This window comes from Dermacoccus sp. Tok2021, from assembly GCF_019895135.1.
GTDB lineage: Bacteria > Actinomycetota > Actinomycetes > Actinomycetales > Dermatophilaceae > Dermacoccus > Dermacoccus abyssi.
The window spans coordinates 14,449-33,834 of record NZ_JAGTHU010000027.1 but is presented as its reverse complement, the minus strand read 5'-3'; the positions used below and the strand labels follow the sequence as shown (position 1 = coordinate 33,834).

Genomic DNA, 19,386 nt, shown 5'->3' with positions numbered 1-19,386 from the left:
CCCCCCCCCCCCCCCGGCCGCCCCCCCCCCCCCCCCCCCCCCCCCCCCCCCCCCTCCTTCGTCTGCGATAAGTCTCAGTGATGCAGACGGGACTGAAGAATCGCGACGGTGAGTTGTTCTGGTGTTCCCGCCACCGTCGTCGAACCAGGAATGGGTTGCCACGCTCCCCCGCCAATCCTGAACTCCCCAGTCAGCGTCACATCGATGCGAGTGTTGACGACGCCCTTGCGAGCGTAGGTGTGCGTCACCGCACCTGAGGGGTAGACGCCGCCGGCATCGGGGGTGGGTCCGTGACTCGTTCCGTCGCCGTAGTGGTAGGTGTAGAGAGCGCTGGCAGGACGGATGGTCACCGTGTGACCGAGGACCGTCGTCGTGACGCTCTCCCCCGGTGCGAGCCCTTCAGCTCCGAAGGCGGCACGGAAGTAGGTCGGGAGGCCCGTCAGGGTCGTGTTCCCAACCGGCTGGATGTCCACGCCCGGTTTCGTGAAGATCTGCGTGGTCCAGGCTTGAGCAGCAGCCTCTTCCGGCGTGTAGGTCGGAACAGCTACCTGGGTGACCGTCTCGCCCTGAGGTGAAGCCGCAGGCACTGTCGGCGACGTGAAGTCGACGCCCGCCTCAACGCCGCTCATCCTCGTACGGACGCATGAATACTTCGCCACGCCATCAGCTACAGCGCACGGGTCCTGAGCGATCATGGGGAGGCCGTCGGTTGTGCCCTCACCAAGCGGCACATCTAAGGCGCGCCACATAGGTCCTCCTCTTGGCAGGTTAGACGCAGCCCGAACGATAGGCGTGGCCGTTCCCGGTCGACGAGCAACCGCCACCCGGGAGGCAGATTTTCGGGGTGCGAGAGCTCCGGAGCGAGTGGAACCGGGCACCTTCACAACCACGGTGACCCCACCTCGCCCCGTACAAGCGACCTGTGCCCGCTGGCACCCCTCAGCGGCTACGGAGTTAGCCGCACCGGCTGAAAGGGTCAGGCTCCCGCCCATAACCCCCAGTATGAGAACACGACTAGTCCGCGACAACTCCCTGCTCACCCACCTTCCAGGACCTACCGTCCCAGTCCGTCCGTACCTCGACGTGGCTATTCGTCGGCGGGAAGTTAGCAGTCTTCTTGCCTCGAGTGAACTCGGTAGCGCCCCCATCAGAGTGTCGGACCTGGACGACTACGGAATCCTCCGTCGAGTCCGGGCGGACCGTGGTCGAACCAATCTTAAAGTCTTTGGTTTCTACCCGCTTATTGGTCTTGACGAAGGAGGCGATGGTCTCCTCTTGTTTAGCGCAGGATGTACACGCGGACGTCGACAACTTTGGTATCACCCCAGTCCTCGGCGTCCGGTCCAAGGACCCAAGCGTCTCCAAGTAGAAGCGTGCATAAGCCTTGGCACCTTCGTGGGTGTGGGCCTTGGCTGCGTCCGGGACGACGAACTCACGACTCTGGCCATTCGTGTTCGATGACGTACTCGATGGTGCGCTGGTCGTCTTGGAGGACGATGCGTTTCCGGAAGCGATTCGAGACATGTCGGACGGTGCCACGTCCCCGCTCGACGCGGCCGGCCCCGATTCCCCACTGCACCCGGCGAGCACGACCGCAGCGCAGCACGCCGTCGCCCATCGGCCCAAAGCGCGTCCGCGCGCGGTAGAGGCCCACAGCGCGACCGGCGCGGGCTGCCCTCGCCGCTTCCCCTTCGGAGTGCCGCCGTTGAGCGGCGCAGCATCTCCTCGGACTTCACGGTGCGTGAAACGCTCGGACATGACAACCTCCACGAGTTGATGGGACTCGTCGAGTCTCACCCGGCATCGTCACGAGGTGGCCGAAACGAACGGTAAGTTTTTGGTCAGATTTCGCAGGCCACCCTTCAGCGCGCTTCTGACCTCAAACCCACAGCTCGTACGAGGCCGACGCCGCTTCACACTTGCTCGCGCGACCAGGCATGCCGAAGGGCCGCACAGTTCAGAACTGTACGGCCCTTCGTTTGCGAGGAAGCGATCAGATCGCGTGCTCTCCGCTGAAGTACTCGAACACCCAACCGACGACGGCCAGGGCGACCAGCGGAGCGGCGACGAAGACGATCCACCAACCGACGGCCAGGCCGAGGGCGAGGAGTGAAATCGACGCGGCCAGCCAAAGCGGCCACCACGAGTACGGCGAGAAGAAGCCGACCTCACCGGAGACCTCGTTGATCTCGCCCTCGGGCTTGTCGCTCGGGTCGAGGTCCATCTTGCGGTCGGTCATCGCGAAGTAACCCGCGATCATGAGGCCGAACCCGGCGCTGAGGGCCAGACCCACGGCGCCGACCGGCTCGGACCACTCCGTGAAGTGACCGTAGATGAAGATCAGCGGAACGTAGAAGAGTCCGAGGTAGAGGAAGAGCTTGGCCGAAGTCTTCATGCGTTGGTGCCCTTTCGGTCGAGCTGGTTGACCGTCTCAGGCGAAGGCAGCACCGAGAAGACACCGACCTCGGGGTGGTGCAGGTCGAACGCCGGACGCTCGGAACGGATACGCGGGATGCTGTTGAAGTTGTGACGCGGCGGCGGGCACGAGGTGGCCCACTCAAGCGACGCACCGAAGCCCCACGGGTCGTCCTCGCTCACGACCGGCGCCTTCTTCCACGTGATGTACACGTTGTAGAGGAAGGGAATCATCGACGCGCCGAGCAGGAACGAACCGACGGTCGAGACCTGGTTCATGAACTGGAAGCCGTCCTCCGGCAGGTAGTCCGCGTAACGACGCGGCATGCCCTCGACACCCAGGACGTGCTGGATGAGGAACGTCATGTGGAAGCCGACGAAGAGCATCCAGAACTGGATCTTGCCCAGCGTCTCGTTGAGCATGCGACCCGTGAACTTCGGCCACCAGAAGTAGTAACCGGCGAACATCGCGAACACCACGGTGCCGAAGATGACGTAGTGGAAGTGCGCGACCACGAAGTAGGAGTCGGACAGGTGGAAGTCCAGCGCCGGGCTGGCGAGGATGACACCCGTGAGACCACCGAAGAGGAAGGTCACGAGGAAGCCGAGGGCCCACAGCATCGGGTTTTCGAAGGTGAGCGAACCGCCCCACATCGTGCCGATCCAGTTGAAGAACTTCACGCCGGTCGGAACGGCGATGAGCATCGTCATGACCGCGAAGAACGGCAGGAGCACCTGGCCGGTGGCGTACATGTGGTGAGCCCACACCGAGACCGAGAGCGCCGCGATGGCGATGGTCGCGAAGACGAGCGTCTTGTAACCGAAGATCGGCTTGCGCGAGAAGACCGGCAGGATCTCCGAGATGATGCCGAAGAACGGCAGCGCGATGATGTAGACCTCGGGGTGACCGAAGAACCAGAACATGTGCTGCCACAGCATGGCACCGGCGGTCTCCGAGTCGAAGACGTGCGCACCCATCGTGCGGTCGAGGCCGAGGCCGAACAGCGCGGCGGCGAGAACCGGGAAGACGAGGAGCACGAGGATCGACGTGATGAGGACGGTCCACGTGAAGATCGACATGCGGAACATCGTCATACCCGGTGCACGCATGCACACGATCGTCGTGACGAAGTTGACCGCACCCATGATCGAGGCGAAACCGGTCAGCGCAAGGCCGTAGACCCAGAGGTTTCCACCGAGGCCGGGGCTGAACGTCGAGCTCGACAGCGGCGCGTACGCGAACCAACCGAACGAGGCTGCACCCTGCGGCGTGAGGAAGCCGCCGACAGCGATGAGGCTGCCGAAGAGGTAGAGCCAGTAAGCGAACATGTTGAGTCGCGGGAACGCGACGTCGGGTGCACCGATCTGCAGCGGCATGAGCGCGTTCGCGAAGCCCGAGAAGAGCGGCGTCGCGAACATGAGCAGCATGATCGTGCCGTGCATGGTGAACATCTGGTTGAACTGCTCGGGGTTGTCCACGACCTGGAGGCCGGGCTCCCACAGTTCAGCGCGGATGACCAGCGCCATGGCGCCGCCCATGAGGAAGAAGATGAACGAGGTGATGAAGTAGAGGTTGCCGATGACCTTGTGGTCGGTCGTCGTGATCCACTTCACAACCGTGCGGCCTGCGTGGAAGTCCTCAGGGCGCCGACCATCGGGGCGCTCCGCGGTTCCAGCCGCTGGGGTAGCGACGGATGCCATTACTTGCCCTCCTTGACGATGTCGGACGAGTCCAGACCGTCCGGCAGGAACTGCTGGTCCTTTGGGTTGACGCTGGCGCGGTTGAGCGAGTTGGACAGGAAGCCCGTCTTGCCCTGCTTGCGAAGGTCGTCCATGTGCTTGTCGTACTCCTCCTGGGAGACGACCTTGACGTTGAAGAGCATCTGCGAGTGGTACGCACCGCAGAGCTCGGCACACTTGCCCTTGAACGTGCCCTCCTCCGTCGTGTCGACGGCGAAGCGGTTCACGCGGCTCGGGATCATGTCGAGCTTCTGCATGAACTGCGGCACCCAGAACGTGTGGATGACGTCACGCGTGGTGAGCACGAACTCGACGCGCTTGTTCACGGGCAGGTACAGCGTGGGCAGACCCTTCTCGGCGCCCGGCTTGCCGGCCTTCATGTCCGCCATGACGCCGGTCTCGTAGACCTTCTCGTCGGCGTAGTTGAAGTCCCAGCTCCACTGCTTGCCGACGACGTTGATCGTGACGTCAGGCTTCTGCGACGTGTCGAGGAGCTTGTTCTCCAGGCCCACGGTCTTGCCGAAGAGCACGGCGACCATGACGATCGGCACGACCGTGTAGAGAATCTCCAGCGGCACGTTGTACTGCATCTGCGCCGGGAAACCGGTGTCGCTCTTGCGACGGCGGTAGCGCACGATGCACCAGAAGATCAGGCCCCAGACGAGGACACCGACAGCCAAGGTCCAGTACCAAGTACCGAGCCAGAAGTCGATGACCTCGTTGGCGTTCTTCGTGACGCCGTGCGGCAGGTAACCGCGCTCGACGCGCGGCGAACACGCCGACAGGAGCAGCGCAGCTCCACCGAGACCAACAGCAGCAATCCGACGACGCCGCGCTGGGCTCGTCTTTTCAAGGGGCCGACGCACAGCGTCCACCTTCCGCAGATCCAAACCAGGCACGGTAAGACCTTATCCCAGGCACAGGTGGCACTGAGGGTGGGGGTCGGTACCGGGCGTTAACGATTCACTAACGGCCGCGACCCGAGCCGCCGAACGCCGCGATCGGCGGGGCGTGGACGAGCTGGGGCAGTCGAGCTCGGTACGCGTCACGTGCGATTTCCGTGACCCCGAGACTGCCGAGGTGCGGCGTGCGCCACTGGACGTCGATGAGCCTCGGCACGTCGTCACGCTCGTAGACGGCGTGCGCGAGCGCGCCGAGAGCGACCTTCGAGGCGTCGGTCGCGCGGTGGAACATTGACTCCCCTGCGAACAGCCCTCCGATGGCCAGACCGTAGAGGCCCCCGACGAGGGAGCCGTCGTCCCAGACCTCGACGGAGTGCGCGACCCCGAGTTCGTGCAGGCGTGTGTACGCGGCCGCGATCTCGGACGTAATCCAAGCGCCGTCGCGGGAAGGATCGGCGCACCCTGCGATGACGCCCGCGAAGTTGCGGTCGAAGCTCACCTCGAAGGCGCGTGCCGAACGACGCAGTGACCGGGAGGCGTGAAAGGCGTCGCGTTCCAGGACGCCCCGCTCCTGCGGGGACCACCACCCCATCGGCTGGGCACCGCCCTCCCCCAGCCCCATGGGAAAGACACCGTGCGCGTAGGCCGCAACGATCGTGCCCGGGGCGAGGTCGGCGCCCAGCGCGACGAGGTCGTCGTCGAGGTCGAAACGAGCGAGCGAGAAATCCCACTCGCTCGTGAAGTCGAGTGGGTTCAAGGACGACGGCAGCTCAGGTGCGCCTGGACGTCGGCCACGGCATCGTCGCCGTACGCCGCGCGCAGACGCTCGAGGAAGGTCTCGGTGCGCAGGACGTACTCCTGGGTGCCGACGGTCTCGATGACGTGCGCGGCCAGGACCGAGCCGACCTGCGCGCATCGGGCGAGGTCGAGCTCCCACGACAGCCCGGCAAGGAATCCGGCACGGAAGGCGTCGCCGACGCCCGTCGGGTCGACGGCCCCAGAGATGGCGGCGACGTCGACGTGAATCGGCTCCTCTCCCTTGCGCAGGATGGTGGCGCCGTCCTTGCCCTTCGTCACGACGCGCACACCGACGCGCTCGAGGATCTCCTCGCCGCTCCAACCGGTCTTCTGCTCGGTCAGGTGCGACTCGTACTCGTTGGTGAACAGGTAGTCGGCACCGTCGATGATCTCGCGGATGAAGGGGCCGTCGGCGAAGGCGAGCTGCTGCGAGGGATCGGCGACGAACGGGAGGCCGCGACGTCGGCATTCCTCGGTGTTGCGGCGCATGCCTTCGGGGTCGTGGGCGCCGATGAGAACGAGGTCGAAGCCGTCGTGGCGTTCGGAGATGGGGCCGATCTCGACTTCGCGCCCTTCGGACATCGCGCCGGGGTAGAACGAGGCCATCTGGGCCATGTCGCGATCGGTCGTGCACACGAAACGTGCGGTGTGGTGCGTCTCCGACGTGCGCACCTCGGAAATGTCGACGCCGTGGCGCTCGAGCCAGGAGCCGTAATCAGCGAAGTCCGCGCCGACGCAGCCGATGAGGACGGGGCGGAGGCCCAGGTTGCCCAGGCCGAAGGCGATGTTGCCGGCCACTCCCCCGCGCCGGATCTGCAGGTCGTTCACGAGGAACGACACCGAGATCTTGTCAAGTTGCTCGACGACGAGCGAGTCGGCGAAGCGCCCGTCGAACGTCATGAGGTGGTCGGTTGCGATGGAACCCGTCACTGCGATCTTCACGTGGGCCAACCTATCGCGGGTGTGCGGACGGGCGCCCACGTCGTCGAAACTCGCCGATACTGACGCGCACTGAGACGCCCCCGGGCCTACCGAACGCGCGTTTGTCGCACGAGCGACCGCCCTCGGACGAATTCAGTACGGCCCTCGTCACGAACAGGACCACGCTGGAAGCGGACGCCACGACGCGCGAAAAGCCCACCCCGGTGGGAGTGAGCTTGCGAACTCACAAGGGGTGGGCTTTTCGCGCGTCGTGCCCGAAGCTGTGTCGCACCGAGGCTGAACTTCGAGCTTGCGAGGGGTTCAGACCGGACAACGCAGCGAGGGAAGGATCAGCTGAAGCTGTCGCCGCAGGCGCAGGAGCTGCCTGCGTTGGGGTTGTCGATGGTGAAGCCCTGCTTCTCGATGGTGTCGGAGAAGTCGATGGAGGCGCCTTCGAGGTAGGGCGCGCTCATGCGGTCGACGACGACCTCGACACCGTCGAAGTCGCGCACGAGATCACCGTCGAGGGTGCGCTCGTCGAAGTAGAGCTGGTAGATCAGGCCGGAGCACCCGCCGGGCTGGACGCCGACGCGCAGACGCAGGTCGTCGCGTCCTTCCTGCTCGAGCAGGCTCTTCACCTTGGAGGCCGCGACGTCGCTCAGGTTGACGCCGTGCGTAGCGGTTTCGGTCTGGGTGTTCGTCTCCACAGTCATCGTGGATCGATCCTCTCTCACGTCCTCGGTCCTGGTGGTCTCCAGGCCGTGTGTAGGGCAACAGCGGCACGCGCGTGCGTGTTCCCGGTGTACCACTGTACGCCCGCCGGGGTGGTCATTCGGAAGCCGCGGGCCACTGGAGGCCGAGCACCCAGGCGCCTGCGACTGCGGCAGCCAGGGCCACAGCGACGAAGGCCGTCTTCCACCAAGCTGCGGGCAGATGGGTGGCTCGGGCGAGCGCGGAGGCGTCGTTGGCTCCGACACGGGAGGCGAAAAGTTCGAGTGCCCCACGCAGACCGGCGGCGAGCAGAAAGGCGGACACGAGCGCGCACGCCGCGAGCGCCTGCTCGGGTTCGGCCCAGCGGCGCAGGGCGACGAGACCTGCCAGCACGGCGAGCATGACGACGACGCCGAAGACGTTGCGCAGCAGGAACAGCGTCCCTCCGAGCACGACGAGGAGCACGAGCACCCAGGCCTCGACGTGGTCGTGTCGGGCGGCCCACACCCCGCTGAGCCCGACGAGGGAGGGCGCCGGGTAGCCCGCGAGGAGGGTGAGGACGACACCGGGGCCACCGGAACGTCCGACACTCACCGTTTCTCCCGAGGAATCACGGTTGAGTCGGATCGAACGAAGCCGTCGCCCGGCGAGCAGCGCGACAAGCGCGTGCCCCGCCTCGTGGACGGCTGTGACCCCATGGCGACCCCACCGATACGTCGACGGCACGAGCGCAAGGGCGACCCCGACGACGAGGGCCACCCACAGGAGAGCCTCACCCTCGTCCACCGCGGAGGGGGCGAGGGTGAGGCTCACGCTCGAGTGGAGGTTCACTCAGATCCGAGGCGTCGGGCGATCCGCTGCAGGAGCATGGTCTCGGCGAGGCAGACCTTCTCGAACTCGCCGAGGTGGAGCGACTCGTTGGCGCCGTGTGCGCGCGTGTCCGGGTCCTCCACGCCCGTGACGAGGAGTGCCGCGTCGGGCATCATCTCGGCGAAGAGGGACACGAAGGGAATGGAACCGCCGATGCCGACGTCCACCGGCTCGTTCTGCCAGGCGTCCGCGAAGGCCGCACGCGCCTCCTCGTAGACCGGACCGTTCGCGTCGGCGGAGAAGCCCGCGCCCAACTCGTCGAGTTCGACGTTGACCTCGGCGCCCCACGGCGCCGCGTCTTCGAGGTGCTTCTTCAGCGCGTCGAAGGCCGCCTGCGGATCCTGGCTCGGCGCGACGCGCAGGGAGAGCTTCGCGCGCGCACTCGCGGTGAGGGTGTTGCTCGCGACGTCAACGCCCGGGGCGTCGATGCCGATGACCGTGATGCTCGGCTTGAGCCACAGGCGAGACGTGAGCGGACCCGAGCCGATGAGTTGCGTGCCGGGCAGCATGCCGGCGTCCGAGCGCAGCTGGTCGGCGTCGTACTCGATCTCGGTGTCCTCGGACGCATCGAGACCGGGTACCGCGACGTTGCCCTCTGCGTCATGCAACTCGGCCATGAGGCGGCACATCGTCGTCAGGGCGTCGGGCGCGGCTCCGCCGAACATCCCCGAGTGAACCGAGTGCTTCAACGCGCGGACGGTGACGATTGCACGCACCGTGCCGCGCAGCGTTGTCGTGAGGGCAGGCGTACCGACGGCCCAGTTCGCGGAGTCGGCGAGGACGAGCGCGTCGGAGCGCAACTCGTCGGCGTACTTCTCCAGCAGGGCCGGCAGGGAGTCGGAGGCGATCTCCTCCTCCCCCTCGATGAACAGGGTGACGTCGCAGGGAAGGTCGTCTCCCCACGCGCGGACTGCGGCCAGGTGCGCCATGACACCGGCCTTGTCGTCCGCCGCGCCGCGGCCGTAGAGACGACCGGCGCGTTCGGTCGGCTCGAACGGCGGCGTGTCCCAATCGGCGTCCGCGCCCGGCGGCTGCACGTCGTGGTGGGCATACATGAGAACCTTCGGGGCTCCGGCCGGGCCGCTCTTGTGGGCGATGACGGCGGGGCGTCCACCCTCGGCCACCACCTTCACGTCCATGCCCTCCGCAGCGAGCAGCTCGGCGACGGCCTCGGCCGAACGAGCAACCTGCGTCTGGTCGAAGGAGCCGAGCGAAACACTCGGGATGCGGGTCAGATCCTTGAGGTCCTCGACGACCTTCGGCATGAGGGAACGGACGCGTTCGCGCAGCTGCTCGAGGTCGACGACGGTGTTATTCGTGTTCACACCGGCCACGGTATCGTCCGCGGCGAGCGAGTCGTCCGATCCCACGCACCGAGGGTGACCTACCATGATCGGGTGTTCGGACGAGACAAGACCACGACCCAGGGCGCTACACGCGTCGAAGCCTCCACGACGGCGGAAACCCCCGTTTCCCCGGTGAAGGAGCGTCCGGGCGCCAAGAACCGCCCGACGCCCAAGCGCAAGGATCAAGAGGCCGCGCGTCGCCGCCCCCTCGTGGAGACCGACCGCAAAGCCGCCAAAGCGGCGAACAAGCAGCGTGCCCGCGAGGCGCGCCTCGCCCAGCGCGCCGCAGCCGAGCGGGGCGACGACAGCGCCCTTCCCGCCCGCGACCGCGGCCCGGAGAAGCGCTACATCCGCGACCGTGTCGACTCACGCCTCAACATCGGTGAGATCGCACTTCCGCTCATGCTCGTCGCGGTCATCGTCATGTTCGTGCCGAACCCGTCGATCCAGTCTCTCGGGCTCATCATCGTCTGGGCCGTGCTGCTCATCGCCCTCTTCGACGCGATCTTCATGTGGCGCAGCACGAAGAAGCGCCTCATCCAGAAGTTCGGTGCGGCACCGCGCGGCGGCGCCGGCTACGCCATCATGCGCGCCATGCAGATCCGCCGCGGCCGCTTCCCCCGGCCCGCCGTCAAGCGCGGCGAGAAGATCGACTGACGCCTCAGGCGTTCAGCGGCATCGGCCCGTAGACGGCCTCCTCACCATTCATGAGCGAGACCTCCTCGACACCCTCGTCGAGAAGGTCTTGCCATGTCTGCGACAGCCAGGCCTCGGCGTCCTCCTGGGAGGAGAAGGGGCCGCCGACACGGGCGGACGTCTCACTGGTCCAGTTCCACTCGTCCATGCCTGTGAGCCTACGAGCCGTGCCGGGTCGACGGCGGCACTAGGGTGACGGAGAAACCGATCTTCGAAGGAGACGCACATGTCCGCTACGTCCGAGATCCTGTCCGAGCTTCCGATCGACCAGCTCGCCGAGCAGGTGGGAGCGAGCCCTGAGGAAACCGAGGCCGCCGTGCGCAGCGTCGTGCCTGCCCTCCTCGGCGGTATGGAGGCCAACATCCAGCACCCCGGCGGGCAGAGTGCCCTGCTCGAGGCGCTCGGCGGCCACGTCGACTCCTCCCCCACGCTCGACGAGGTGAACACCGACGACGGCGCCAAGATCGCCCAGCACGTCTTCGGCGACCAGCAGGACGCCGTCGTCAACCAGCTCGGCGGTCTGCCGGGCACGAGCAACGACCTCGTGCGACGACTCATACCGATCATCGCGCCGATCGTCATCTCCTACCTTGCCAAGCGGGTTCTCGGTGGAGGCGCGGGCACCAACGCCTCGGCCGGCGCCGGTTCCAGCGCCGACATCCTGACGCAGATCCTCTCGGGCGTTCTCGGTGGCTCCGTGCCGGGTGCCCAGCCGACCGGTCAGGCGGGTCAGCAGGCTCAGCCCCAGCAGCCGGCGGGCCCGCACTGGGGCGACATCCTCGGCAACGTCCTCGGTGGCGGCACGCGTATCTGACGCCGGCGCCGAACACACCGAAGCGGCCGCTCCCTTGGCGAGGGGAGCGGCCGCTTCGTCGTGAGTGCGCCGAGCGGCGTCGGCGCGGGGTCAGTTGGAGCGCGTCTGGACCTCGACGAACGGCGGCGTCGTCACGACAGCCTCGAGGAGTCGACCGCGCACGTCGACGGCCACGGTGTCGCCCTCGGCGACGTCCGGGAGCATCAGCGCGAGCGCGACGCCCTGGCCGAGCGTGGGCGAGAACGTGCCCGAGGTGACCTCACCGAGTTCCTCGCCCTCGGTGCTGCGCACGACGCAGTGGGCACGCGGGATGCCGCGACCGGTCAGCTTGAGGCCGCGCGAAATGCGACGCGGACCCTCGGCCTTCTCCTTCGCGAGCGCGTCCTTGCCCCAGAAGGAGTCCTTCTTCCACCCCACGGCCCAGCCGGCGCGAGCCTGGACGGGCGTGATCTCGAGCGACAGGTCCTGACCGTGCAGCGGGTAGCCCATCTCGGTGCGCAGCGTGTCGCGAGCGCCGAGCCCGCAGGGCAGGCCCTCGTAGGGAGCGGCTGCTTCGAGGAGTGCGTCCCACAGGGCGAGGGCGTCCTCCCAGCGGCTGACGAGTTCGTAGCCGCGCTCACCCGTGTAGCCGGTGCGGCAGACGGTGAGCGGGCGGCCCTCCCACTCGGCCTCGTCGAAGCTCATGTAGTCGTGGTCGACCGGCAGGCCCAGCGCCGAGACGACCTCGTCCGACTTGGGTCCCTGAACGGCGAGGACCGCGAACTCCTCGTGCGCGTCGCGCACGGTGATGCCCTCCGGGGCGGCCTCGGCGAGACGACGCACGACCTCGGCGGTGTTGGCGGCGTTGGGGATGAGGAACAGGTCGTCCTCGGCCTTGACGTAGACGATGAGGTCGTCGACGACGCCGCCGGACTCGTCGCAGCACATCGTGTACTGAGCCTTGCCGGGTTGGATCTTGCGCAGGTCGTTGGACAGGCATGCGTTGACGAAGTCGAGGGCCCCCTCGCCCTGGACCGTCGCCTTCCCGAGGTGGCTGACGTCGAAGATGCCGACACGCTCGCGCACGGCCGTGTGCTCGCGCACGACGCCGCCGCCGGGGTACTCGATCGGCATGGCCCACCCACCGAAGTCGGCCATCTTGGCCCCCAGGGCGCGGTGACGCTCGTCGAGCGGGGACAGTTTCGCTTCACTCATACAGCCGAACCTATCGCCCCGGACGATCGTCCGGGGCGGATGGGGCCGCTAGGGTCGACGAGGAGCAGTTTCGCGACCCCTCGCGGGTCGATCATTCGCAAGAGAAAGGCACTTCACGTGACCACCGTGAACCTCAGCGACAAGGCCACCGCCGCGTCCAAGGCCGACGTCCTCGTCGTCCTCACCGCGAAGTCGAAGGACGGAGCCCGTGTCGTCGACCCGCAGGGCGTCTCCGCCGAGACCGTGAAGGCCGTCAACGCCGCCCTCGGCACCCTCAAGGCCAAAGCGAGCGCCGACGAGGTCGTGCGCCTCGCCGGTATCGCCGGCACCGAGGGCGTCGTGCTCGCCGTCGGTTCCGGCCAGGAGCGCGATGATGCCCTCACCGACGTCGGCGCGCAGCGTGACGCCGCCGGCAGCGCTTCCCGCGCGCTCGCGGACGTCGAGAGCGCCGTCTTCGCCTTCCCCGCGAGCCACGCCGAGGCCGTCGGCGCCGTCACCGAGGGCGTCCTCCTGGGCGCTTATGTGTACGGCGAGTACAAGAAGGAGCCGACGAAGCCCGTCGACGACGTGAAGATCCTCGTCGCCGACGCCAAGGAGAAGGGCCTGACGCAGGCCGTCGCCGACGCGACGATCCGCGCCAACGCGCAGAACTGGGCCCGTGACCTCGTCAACATGCCGCCGCTCGACCTCTACCCCGGTTCGTTCGCCGAGATCGTGCGCAAGCGCCTCGCGAGCTCGAAGGTCAAGGTCGCCGTCATGGACGAGAAGGCCCTCGCCAAGGCCGAGTGCGGCGGCCTCATCGGCGTCGGGCGCGGATCGGCGCGCCCGCCGCGTCTGGTCACCCTCACGTACAAGCCGAGCAACGCCAAGCGCCACATCTCGATCGTCGGCAAGGGCATCACGTTCGACTCCGGCGGCCTGTGCATCAAGCCCGCCAACGGCATGGTGACGATGAAGTGCGACATGGCCGGCGCCGCCGCCGTCGCTGCCTTCGTCGAAGCTGCCGCCGAACTCGAACTGCCGGTCGCCATCACCGGCTACCTGTGCCTCGCGGAGAACATGACCGGCGCCGACGCCCAGCGCCCCGGTGACGTCATCCGCATGCACGACGGCACCACGGTGGAGATCGACAACACCGACGCCGAAGGTCGCCTCGTCATGGCCGACGGCCTCTGCTACGCCAGCGCCGAGGAGCCCGATCTCATCATCGACATCGCCACCCTCACGGGCGCTGCGGTGCTCGCTCTCGGCAACCGCACGGCCGCGGTCGTCGGCAACAACGACGAGGTCCGGGACGACGTCATCTCCGCCTCCGACCGCGTGGGCGAGCACATGTGGCCGATGCCGCTGCTCGACCACCTGCGCCCGAGCATCAACTCCGAGGTCGCCGACCTCAAGCACACCGGCGAGCGCATGGGCGGGCTCATCACGGCCGCCATGTTCCTCAAGGAGTTCGTCGGCGAGAAGAACGGTGAGCAGATCGACTGGGTGCACCTCGACATCGCCGCTCCGGCGTTCAACGAGGGCGGCGCCTACGGCTTCACCCCCAAGGGCGGCACCGGCTTTGCCGTGCGCACTCTGCTCGAGGTCGCCGCGTCCTGACGCGGCCCTCCCCGCGCGAACCCGGGCCGTTCCGAGGAAGCCCAACTTCCTACTGACGGGTACTGGCCCGGGTTTCCGCAACCTCGCTCGACAGTGACAAGATGGGGTCTGATCGGGAGCCCGTTTCGCGACCCGCCCCCGGAGTCGACAACTTCATCCGCGACCCCAAACGTGCAATTTGGATTGAGGAGACCTCCACCCATGTCTGACCGCGTGACCATGCCGGCCCTCGGCGAGTCGGTGACCGAAGGCACCGTGACCCGTTGGCTGAAGAACGTCGGTGACACCGTTGCCGTTGACGAGCCGCTGCTCGAGGTCTCCACGGACAAGGTCGACACCGAGATTCCGTCCCCGGTTGCCGGCACGCTGCAGGAGATCCTCGTCGAAGAGGACGAGACGGTGCCGGTCGGCGCTGACCTCGCCGTCGTCGGCGACGGTGAGGCCTCCGGCGGTTCCGACTCCTCCGACGACTCGGCCGAGGCCGAGGACAAGGGCGAGGAGAAGACCGAGGAAGCTGCTGAGGAGACCTCCTCCGAGAAGGAGTCCAAGTCCTCCGACGACGAGCAGAAGTCCGAAGAGCCCAAGCAGGAAGCTGCCTCCTCCGGCGGCGGCGAGGTCTCCGGTGGCGAGAAGGTGACGATGCCGGCGCTCGGCGAGTCCGTCACCGAGGGCACCATCACGCGCTGGCTCAAGGCCGAGGGCGACGACGTCGCCGTCGACGAGCCGCTGCTCGAGGTCTCCACGGACAAGGTCGACACCGAGGTTCCCTCCCCCGTGGCGGGCAAGCTGACGAAGATCCTGGTTTCTGAGGACGAGACGGTGCCGGTCGGCGCCGACCTCGCCGTCATCGGGGGCGAGGCGGGCGGTTCGTCCGACGACTCGGCCGAGTCCGAGGAGAAGGCCGAGCAGCCGCAGGAGTCCGTCGACTCCGAGAAGCAGGACGAGGCCGTCGAGGCTGCCGAGAACAAGTCCGAGACCTCCGAGCCCGAGAAGGCTCCCGAGGCCAAGGACGAGCCGAAGGAAGAGCCGAAGCAGGAGGCTCCCGCCAAGGAGTCTTCCTCCAGCGACCAGGGTGACAAGCAGCAGGAGGCCTCGACGAAGATCGACAACTCCGGCACGTACGTCACGCCGCTCGTGCGCAAGATCGCGGCCGAGAACAACATCGACCTGTCGTCTATCAAGGGCACCGGTGTCGGCGGTCGTATCCGTAAGCAGGACGTCCTCGACGCCGCCAAGGCCGCTTCGGCGCCCAAGGAAGAGGCACCGGCCCCCGCACAGGAGTCGGCTGCCGCTGCTCCCGCAGCTTCGGCCACGCCGCAGGCCGCTCCCCAGGCGTCCGCCGAGGCCCAGGCCAAGCGCGGCACGACCGAGAAAATGTCGCGTCTGCGCAAGGTCATCGCCCAGCGCATGGTCGAGTCGCTCGCCACGTCGGCGCAGCTCACGGCCGTCGTCGAGGTCGACATGACCAAGGTCGCCGCCACACGTGCGCGCAACAAGGAGAACTTCAAGTCCCGCGAGGGCGTCAACCTCTCCTACCTGCCGTTCATCACGACGGCGGTCGTCGAGGCACTCAAGGCGTTCCCGCAGGTCAACTCCTCGGTCGACGGCGAGAACATCGTCTACCACAACGCCGAGCACATCGGCATTGCGGTTGACACGCCGCGCGGCCTGCTCGTGCCGGTGGTCAAGGACGCCGGTGACCTGTCGATCGCCGGCATCGCGAAGAAGATCGCCGACCTTGCCGCGCGTACGCGTGACAACAAGGTGACGCCGGACGAGCTGGGTGGTGGCACGTTCACCATCTCCAACATCGGCTCGAACGGTTCGCTCCTCGACACGCCGATCATCAACCAGCCGCAGGTCGCCATCCTCGGCACCGGCGCGATGACGAAGCGCCCGGTTGTCGTCACGGACGAGTTCGGCAACGACTCCATCGCGGTCCGCCAGATGATGTACCTCGTCCTCACCTACGACCACCGCGTGGTCGACGGCGCGGACGCCGGTCGCTTCCTCTCGGCCGTCAAGGCCCGTCTGGAAGAGGGCGCCTTCGAGGTGTGACCCTCAGGCGGTCCGACGGCTTAACCTGAAGCCATGACCAGGCAGCGCATCGCCATCACCGGTTCCTCCGGATTGATCGGCGGTGCGCTGTCTGCATTTCTGCGCGAACGCGGGGACACTGTCGTGCGACTCGTGCGCAGGCACCCCGTGCCGCCGTACGAGGTCGCGCTGCCCGCCCCCGGTGAACCGGTGGACGAGTTGGCCGCCGCCTTGAACGATGTCGATGTCGTCGTCAATCTCGCGGGTGCCGGCATCGGGGACCATCGGTGGACGGCTTCGTACAAGAAAGCCCTACGGGACTCTCGCATCGACACGACGACGACGCTCGTCGAGGCGCTGGCCCACTGCACGCCGAAGCGCCTCGTCTCCGGCTCGGCGATGGGTTTCTACGGCGACCGCGGCGAGGAAATCCTCGACGAGACCTCGTCAGCCGGGTCGGACTTCCTGGCCGACCTCGTCGTCGACTGGGAAGGGTGTGCCGAGCGGGCCACGAGCGACGGCCACAGCGTTGCGTTCGCCCGCACGACGCTCGTCGTCTCCGCACAGGGCGGGGCCTTCGCCCAGATGGCCCTTCCGGCCAAGTTCGGCGTGCTCGGCCCGTTGGGCTCCGGTCGTCAGTGGTGGAGCTGGATCAGCCTGCGTGACGAAGTGCGCGCGCTGGCCCACCTCATCGACCACCCGGACATCACGGGACCGGTCAACCTCGCGGCGCCACTCGCGTGCCGCCAGGCCGGTGTCGCCAAGGCGCTGGGGCGCTCGATGCGCCGCCCAGCCGTGGCGCCGGCGCCGGAGTTCGCACTGCGCGCAGTTCTGGGCGAGATGTCGACCCAGCTCACCGCCTCGACGAGAGTGCGCCCGGCCGTCCTGCAGGCGTCCGGCTTCACATGGATGGATTCCAACCTCGATCAGGTCCTCGACCGCCTCGCGGCCGATCTCAGCGACCACTCCACTCACTGATCCGCCACTGCCCGGCATCGCTCACGAGGCGCAGCTCCACCTGAGTGGATTGACTCGCCCTGCGCGACCGGTCGTTGCCATGGGTCACCGTGTAGCCCGAGCGCGTGACTGTTGCGGTGGCTCCGGCCGTCCCGGCAGCGCCTGTCTTGGGGGTGTAGCTCGCGACGCGGTAGGAGACCCCCGAATAGACGATGCCGTCACGCTGCGCTTGGCGTAGGGCCGCGCTGTCGCTCGTCAGCGCGGGCGACTTCGGCGCCAGGCATCGCTCGAGCCGGCGCTGATCGACGCTGTTCCAGGCCTCGGCGCGACATGCGAGCAGTGCCTCCACCTCGCCGCGGGTCGGTGGGTGCGAGGTGGCACTCGACGAGTCCTTCGAGGCGGTGCTCGCCTTGCCGGAGGCCGAGGGGCGCGCCGTCGACGTCGTCGCTCTCGGCTCGGAGGTTGTGCCCCGCGCGGCGTACGGCGAGTGTTCCGCCGCGGCACCTCGTGCCGGAGCCTCCACCGAGTCGGGAGCATCATCCGTGGGCCACAGGGCGGCTCCGGCCACCAGCGTCACACCCAACGTCAGTGCACCGACGAGAAGCGACCTCCCCCGCTGTGGACCCTCCCCGTGACGGCGGCCCCGGCCTGCCGCTCTGCGCGTCTGTGGCCCTTCCGCGAGCTGTCGCTTCTGCGCTTCCTCCCGCAGACGACGTGTGATCGATTCGGCCGGCGCATCCGCCCCGGCCACTCGAGGCAGCGACCGATCGACGGGCACAGCCACCGGGTCGGCAGCCTCGAGTAGCTTGCGAGCCACGTCGTCGGAGTAAGGGCGAGCCGACGGAGTGAGCGCCAGACCGGCCGCGATAAGGCGCTCCAGAGGCTCCGGGACGTCGGGCACGAGTTCGCTCAGCGGCGGTCGAAGCGACGCGGGCGCGGGCGCCTCGCCGACGAGCGCGAACCACGCCACCGCAGCCAGGGAGAACACGTCGCTCGACGCCGCAGGAGCATGTCCTTCAAGAACCTCGGGGGCGACGAAACCTGCGCTGCCCCATTCGGCCTCGCCGGGCAGAGCCGCCACGCGTGACGCACCGAGATCGCTCAACAACGGTCGCCCGACATCGTCGAACAGCACGTTGCGCGGGGTGACGTCGCCATGGACGCACCCTCCGTCGTGAATGCGCGAGAGCGCTCCTGCAATGGGCGCGAGTGCCGTCACGCACTCCCCCGCCGTGAGTCCGCCGCGACCGACGACGACGTCGTGCAAGCTCCCGCCCGGCAGGTACGGCATGAGCAGAACGCTGCGCCCGTCGTCGTCGCGGAGGAAGTCGACAACCGGCACGACGTGGTCCCCGGCATGACGACGCATGCTGCGCCACTCGGCGCGTCCGGAGGCCTCACCGGCCTCGCGGAACACCTTCGCCGCGAGGCTCGCACCACCGGGTGCGGTGACGCGCCAGACATCTGCACTGCCGCCCGCTCCGATGAACTCCTCCACCGTGTAACCCTCGAGCCGTGGCTCATGTGTCATGACGGCCTCCCTGCTCCGTTGCGATCTGACGCCCGATCGGGTCGCCGTTTTCAGCCTGCCAAGATCGCGGCGAGCGGCGCAGAAGTTATCCACAGCCCCCTCCGAGCGTCCCGACATGAGCCCGGGCGTAGGCTCCCCTCATGCGCGTCATCCACCTCGGCTTCGATCCTGATTTCGTCGATTACGAGGCCGGTTGGAGCAAACAACGGGAGATTCACGCCGAGGTCGTGGCGGGTGGCGAGGACACGGTTCTCCTGCTCGAACACACCCCCGTCTACACCGCCGGCAAGCGCACCGAGGCTCACGAGCGTCCCTTCGACGGCACGCCCGTCGTCGACGTCGACCGCGGCGGCAAGATCACGTGGCACGGCCCGGGTCAGCTCGTCGGGTACCCGATCTTCGCGCTGCCCATCCCCATCGACGTCGTGGCGCACGTGCGCCGCATCGAGCAGCTCATGATCGGTGTGTGCGCTGACCTCGGGGTCGAGGCCACCACCGTCGAGGGCCGCACAGGTACCTGGGTGCTCGCCGACGACAAGGGTCCCGACCGCAAGATCGGCGCCATCGGCGTGCGCGTCTCGAAGCGCGCCACGATGCACGGTTTCTCCCTCAATGCGAACTGCGATCTCGGCTGGACGCAGACCATCGTCCCGTGCGGGATCTCCGACGCGGGCGTGACCACCCTGAGCAAGGAACTCGGCCGCGATGTGCCCGTGCGTGAGGTGCTTCCCCTCGTCGAGGCGCGGCTGCCTGATCTTCTGTCGCCCCGGCGTCGTTCATGACGACTCTCGAAGTCGCTCGGGAAGTTCCGGCGGGCGTAGGCTGTTGTGCTGGAAAGGCCATGCCAAACCA

General features: G+C 67.6%; 19 protein-coding genes. 6 read left to right on the top strand and 13 right to left on the bottom strand.

Annotation, left to right across the window (positions count from 1 at the left end; genetic code table 11):
• Positions 1–74: 74 nt before the first annotated feature.
• From K9D12_RS13305 to K9D12_RS13260, 10 genes are all read right to left on the bottom strand, one after another.
• Positions 75–629 (bottom strand): hypothetical protein, encoded by a 555-nt coding sequence (locus K9D12_RS13305; protein ID WP_129663102.1) that lies wholly within the window; start codon positions 627–629, stop codon positions 75–77.
• 385 nt (positions 630–1,014) lie between these two features.
• Positions 1,015–1,524: a DUF6318 family protein gene (locus K9D12_RS15360; protein ID WP_223060461.1), complete on the bottom strand. Its 510-nt coding sequence runs from the start codon at positions 1,522–1,524 to the stop codon at positions 1,015–1,017.
• A gap of 469 nt (positions 1,525–1,993) precedes the next feature.
• A complete protein-coding gene (locus K9D12_RS13295) occupies positions 1,994–2,395 on the bottom strand; it encodes a cytochrome c oxidase subunit 4 (RefSeq protein ID WP_118913147.1) in 402 nt (133 codons plus the stop codon).
• The gene (gene ctaD, locus K9D12_RS13290) at positions 2,392–4,116 is read right to left on the bottom strand and encodes a cytochrome c oxidase subunit I (RefSeq protein WP_223060460.1); all 1,725 of its coding nucleotides are present in this window, start codon (positions 4,114–4,116) and stop codon (positions 2,392–2,394) included. Before ctaD ends, K9D12_RS13295 begins: the two co-directional genes overlap by 4 nt.
• On the bottom strand, positions 4,116–5,045 hold the full coding sequence (gene coxB / locus K9D12_RS13285) for a cytochrome c oxidase subunit II (protein WP_082128770.1): 930 nt from the start codon (positions 5,043–5,045) through the stop codon (positions 4,116–4,118). The genes ctaD and coxB overlap by 1 nt, the downstream gene beginning before the upstream one ends.
• Before the next feature lie 76 nt (positions 5,046–5,121).
• Positions 5,122–5,814, bottom strand: a complete 693-nt coding sequence (gene aat, locus K9D12_RS13280) for a leucyl/phenylalanyl-tRNA--protein transferase (RefSeq protein WP_225911291.1) — start codon at positions 5,812–5,814, stop codon at positions 5,122–5,124.
• Positions 5,811–6,797 carry a carbohydrate kinase family protein gene (locus K9D12_RS13275; RefSeq protein ID WP_047311465.1) on the bottom strand — a complete coding sequence of 329 codons (987 nt, stop codon included), beginning with the start codon at positions 6,795–6,797 and terminating at the stop codon, positions 5,811–5,813. Before K9D12_RS13275 ends, aat begins: the two co-directional genes overlap by 4 nt.
• A 329-nt stretch (positions 6,798–7,126) precedes the next feature.
• Entirely contained in the window at positions 7,127–7,489 is a 363-nt protein-coding gene (gene erpA / locus K9D12_RS13270; protein WP_047311464.1) for an iron-sulfur cluster insertion protein ErpA, read from the bottom strand.
• A gap of 115 nt (positions 7,490–7,604) precedes the next feature.
• Entirely contained in the window at positions 7,605–8,300 is a 696-nt protein-coding gene (locus tag K9D12_RS13265; RefSeq protein WP_223060458.1) for a M50 family metallopeptidase, read from the bottom strand.
• A gap of 14 nt (positions 8,301–8,314) precedes the next feature.
• Complete coding sequence (locus tag K9D12_RS13260) at positions 8,315–9,682, bottom strand: dipeptidase (protein WP_370633523.1); 1,368 nt, start codon at positions 9,680–9,682, stop codon at positions 8,315–8,317.
• A 72-nt stretch (positions 9,683–9,754) separates the two neighbouring features.
• On the opposite strand from K9D12_RS13260, the gene K9D12_RS13255 reads away from it, so the two are divergent.
• The gene (locus tag K9D12_RS13255) at positions 9,755–10,360 is read left to right on the top strand and encodes a DUF3043 domain-containing protein (protein ID WP_187035384.1); all 606 of its coding nucleotides are present in this window, start codon (positions 9,755–9,757) and stop codon (positions 10,358–10,360) included.
• Positions 10,361–10,364: 4 nt separating this feature from the next.
• On the opposite strand, the gene K9D12_RS13250 is transcribed toward K9D12_RS13255, so the two are convergent.
• A complete protein-coding gene (locus tag K9D12_RS13250) occupies positions 10,365–10,547 on the bottom strand; it encodes a hypothetical protein (RefSeq protein WP_129663090.1) in 183 nt (60 codons plus the stop codon).
• 78 nt (positions 10,548–10,625) lie between these two features.
• Here K9D12_RS13250 and K9D12_RS13245 point away from each other — a divergent pair, with 78 nt between their 5' ends.
• On the top strand, positions 10,626–11,213 hold the full coding sequence (locus K9D12_RS13245) for a DUF937 domain-containing protein (RefSeq protein WP_223060456.1): 588 nt from the start codon (positions 10,626–10,628) through the stop codon (positions 11,211–11,213).
• A gap of 90 nt (positions 11,214–11,303) precedes the next feature.
• Here K9D12_RS13245 and gcvT read toward each other — a convergent pair whose 3' ends face one another.
• Complete coding sequence (gcvT, locus tag K9D12_RS13240) at positions 11,304–12,407, bottom strand: glycine cleavage system aminomethyltransferase GcvT (protein WP_223060455.1); 1,104 nt, start codon at positions 12,405–12,407, stop codon at positions 11,304–11,306.
• Positions 12,408–12,524: 117 nt separating this feature from the next.
• On the opposite strand from gcvT, the gene K9D12_RS13235 reads away from it, so the two are divergent.
• The 3 genes from K9D12_RS13235 (at position 12,525) to K9D12_RS13225 (ending at position 17,024) form a co-directional block, all read left to right on the top strand.
• On the top strand, positions 12,525–14,009 hold the full coding sequence (locus K9D12_RS13235; RefSeq protein ID WP_223060454.1) for a leucyl aminopeptidase: 1,485 nt from the start codon (positions 12,525–12,527) through the stop codon (positions 14,007–14,009).
• A 201-nt stretch (positions 14,010–14,210) separates the two neighbouring features.
• Positions 14,211–16,067, top strand: coding sequence for a 2-oxoglutarate dehydrogenase, E2 component, dihydrolipoamide succinyltransferase (gene sucB / locus K9D12_RS13230; RefSeq protein ID WP_129663082.1), 1,857 nt, complete (start codon positions 14,211–14,213; stop codon positions 16,065–16,067).
• Between the two features lie 33 nt (positions 16,068–16,100).
• A complete protein-coding gene (locus tag K9D12_RS13225) occupies positions 16,101–17,024 on the top strand; it encodes a TIGR01777 family oxidoreductase (protein WP_187035395.1) in 924 nt (307 codons plus the stop codon).
• On the opposite strand, the gene K9D12_RS13220 is transcribed toward K9D12_RS13225, so the two are convergent.
• Positions 17,002–18,534, bottom strand: a complete 1,533-nt coding sequence (locus tag K9D12_RS13220; RefSeq protein ID WP_223060453.1) for a serine/threonine-protein kinase — start codon at positions 18,532–18,534, stop codon at positions 17,002–17,004. The two genes, K9D12_RS13225 and K9D12_RS13220, sit on opposite strands and share 23 nt — an antisense overlap.
• Before the next feature lie 140 nt (positions 18,535–18,674).
• Between K9D12_RS13220 and lipB the strand changes: the two genes are divergently transcribed.
• A complete protein-coding gene (lipB, locus tag K9D12_RS13215; RefSeq protein WP_047311456.1) occupies positions 18,675–19,316 on the top strand; it encodes a lipoyl(octanoyl) transferase LipB in 642 nt (213 codons plus the stop codon).
• The last annotated feature ends 70 nt before the right edge of the window (positions 19,317–19,386 follow it).

Coding starts and splice junctions, on each gene's coding strand:
- gcvT (WP_223060455.1), bottom strand. CDS start 12,407: ATGAGTGAAGCGAAACTGTCCCCGCTCGACGAGCGTCACCGCGCCCTG.
- K9D12_RS13225 (WP_187035395.1), top strand. CDS start 16,101: ATGACCAGGCAGCGCATCGCCATCACCGGTTCCTCCGGATTGATCGGC.
- K9D12_RS13305 (WP_129663102.1), bottom strand. CDS start 629: ATGAGCGGCGTTGAGGCGGGCGTCGACTTCACGTCGCCGACAGTGCCT.
- K9D12_RS13220 (WP_223060453.1), bottom strand. CDS start 18,534: ATGACACATGAGCCACGGCTCGAGGGTTACACGGTGGAGGAGTTCATC.
- K9D12_RS13295 (WP_118913147.1), bottom strand. CDS start 2,395: ATGAAGACTTCGGCCAAGCTCTTCCTCTACCTCGGACTCTTCTACGTT.
- K9D12_RS13245 (WP_223060456.1), top strand. CDS start 10,626: ATGTCCGCTACGTCCGAGATCCTGTCCGAGCTTCCGATCGACCAGCTC.
- sucB (WP_129663082.1), top strand. CDS start 14,211: ATGTCTGACCGCGTGACCATGCCGGCCCTCGGCGAGTCGGTGACCGAA.
- ctaD (WP_223060460.1), bottom strand. CDS start 4,116: ATGGCATCCGTCGCTACCCCAGCGGCTGGAACCGCGGAGCGCCCCGAT.
- erpA (WP_047311464.1), bottom strand. CDS start 7,489: ATGACTGTGGAGACGAACACCCAGACCGAAACCGCTACGCACGGCGTC.
- lipB (WP_047311456.1), top strand. CDS start 18,675: ATGCGCGTCATCCACCTCGGCTTCGATCCTGATTTCGTCGATTACGAG.
- K9D12_RS15360 (WP_223060461.1), bottom strand. CDS start 1,524: ATGTCTCGAATCGCTTCCGGAAACGCATCGTCCTCCAAGACGACCAGC.
- K9D12_RS13250 (WP_129663090.1), bottom strand. CDS start 10,547: ATGGACGAGTGGAACTGGACCAGTGAGACGTCCGCCCGTGTCGGCGGC.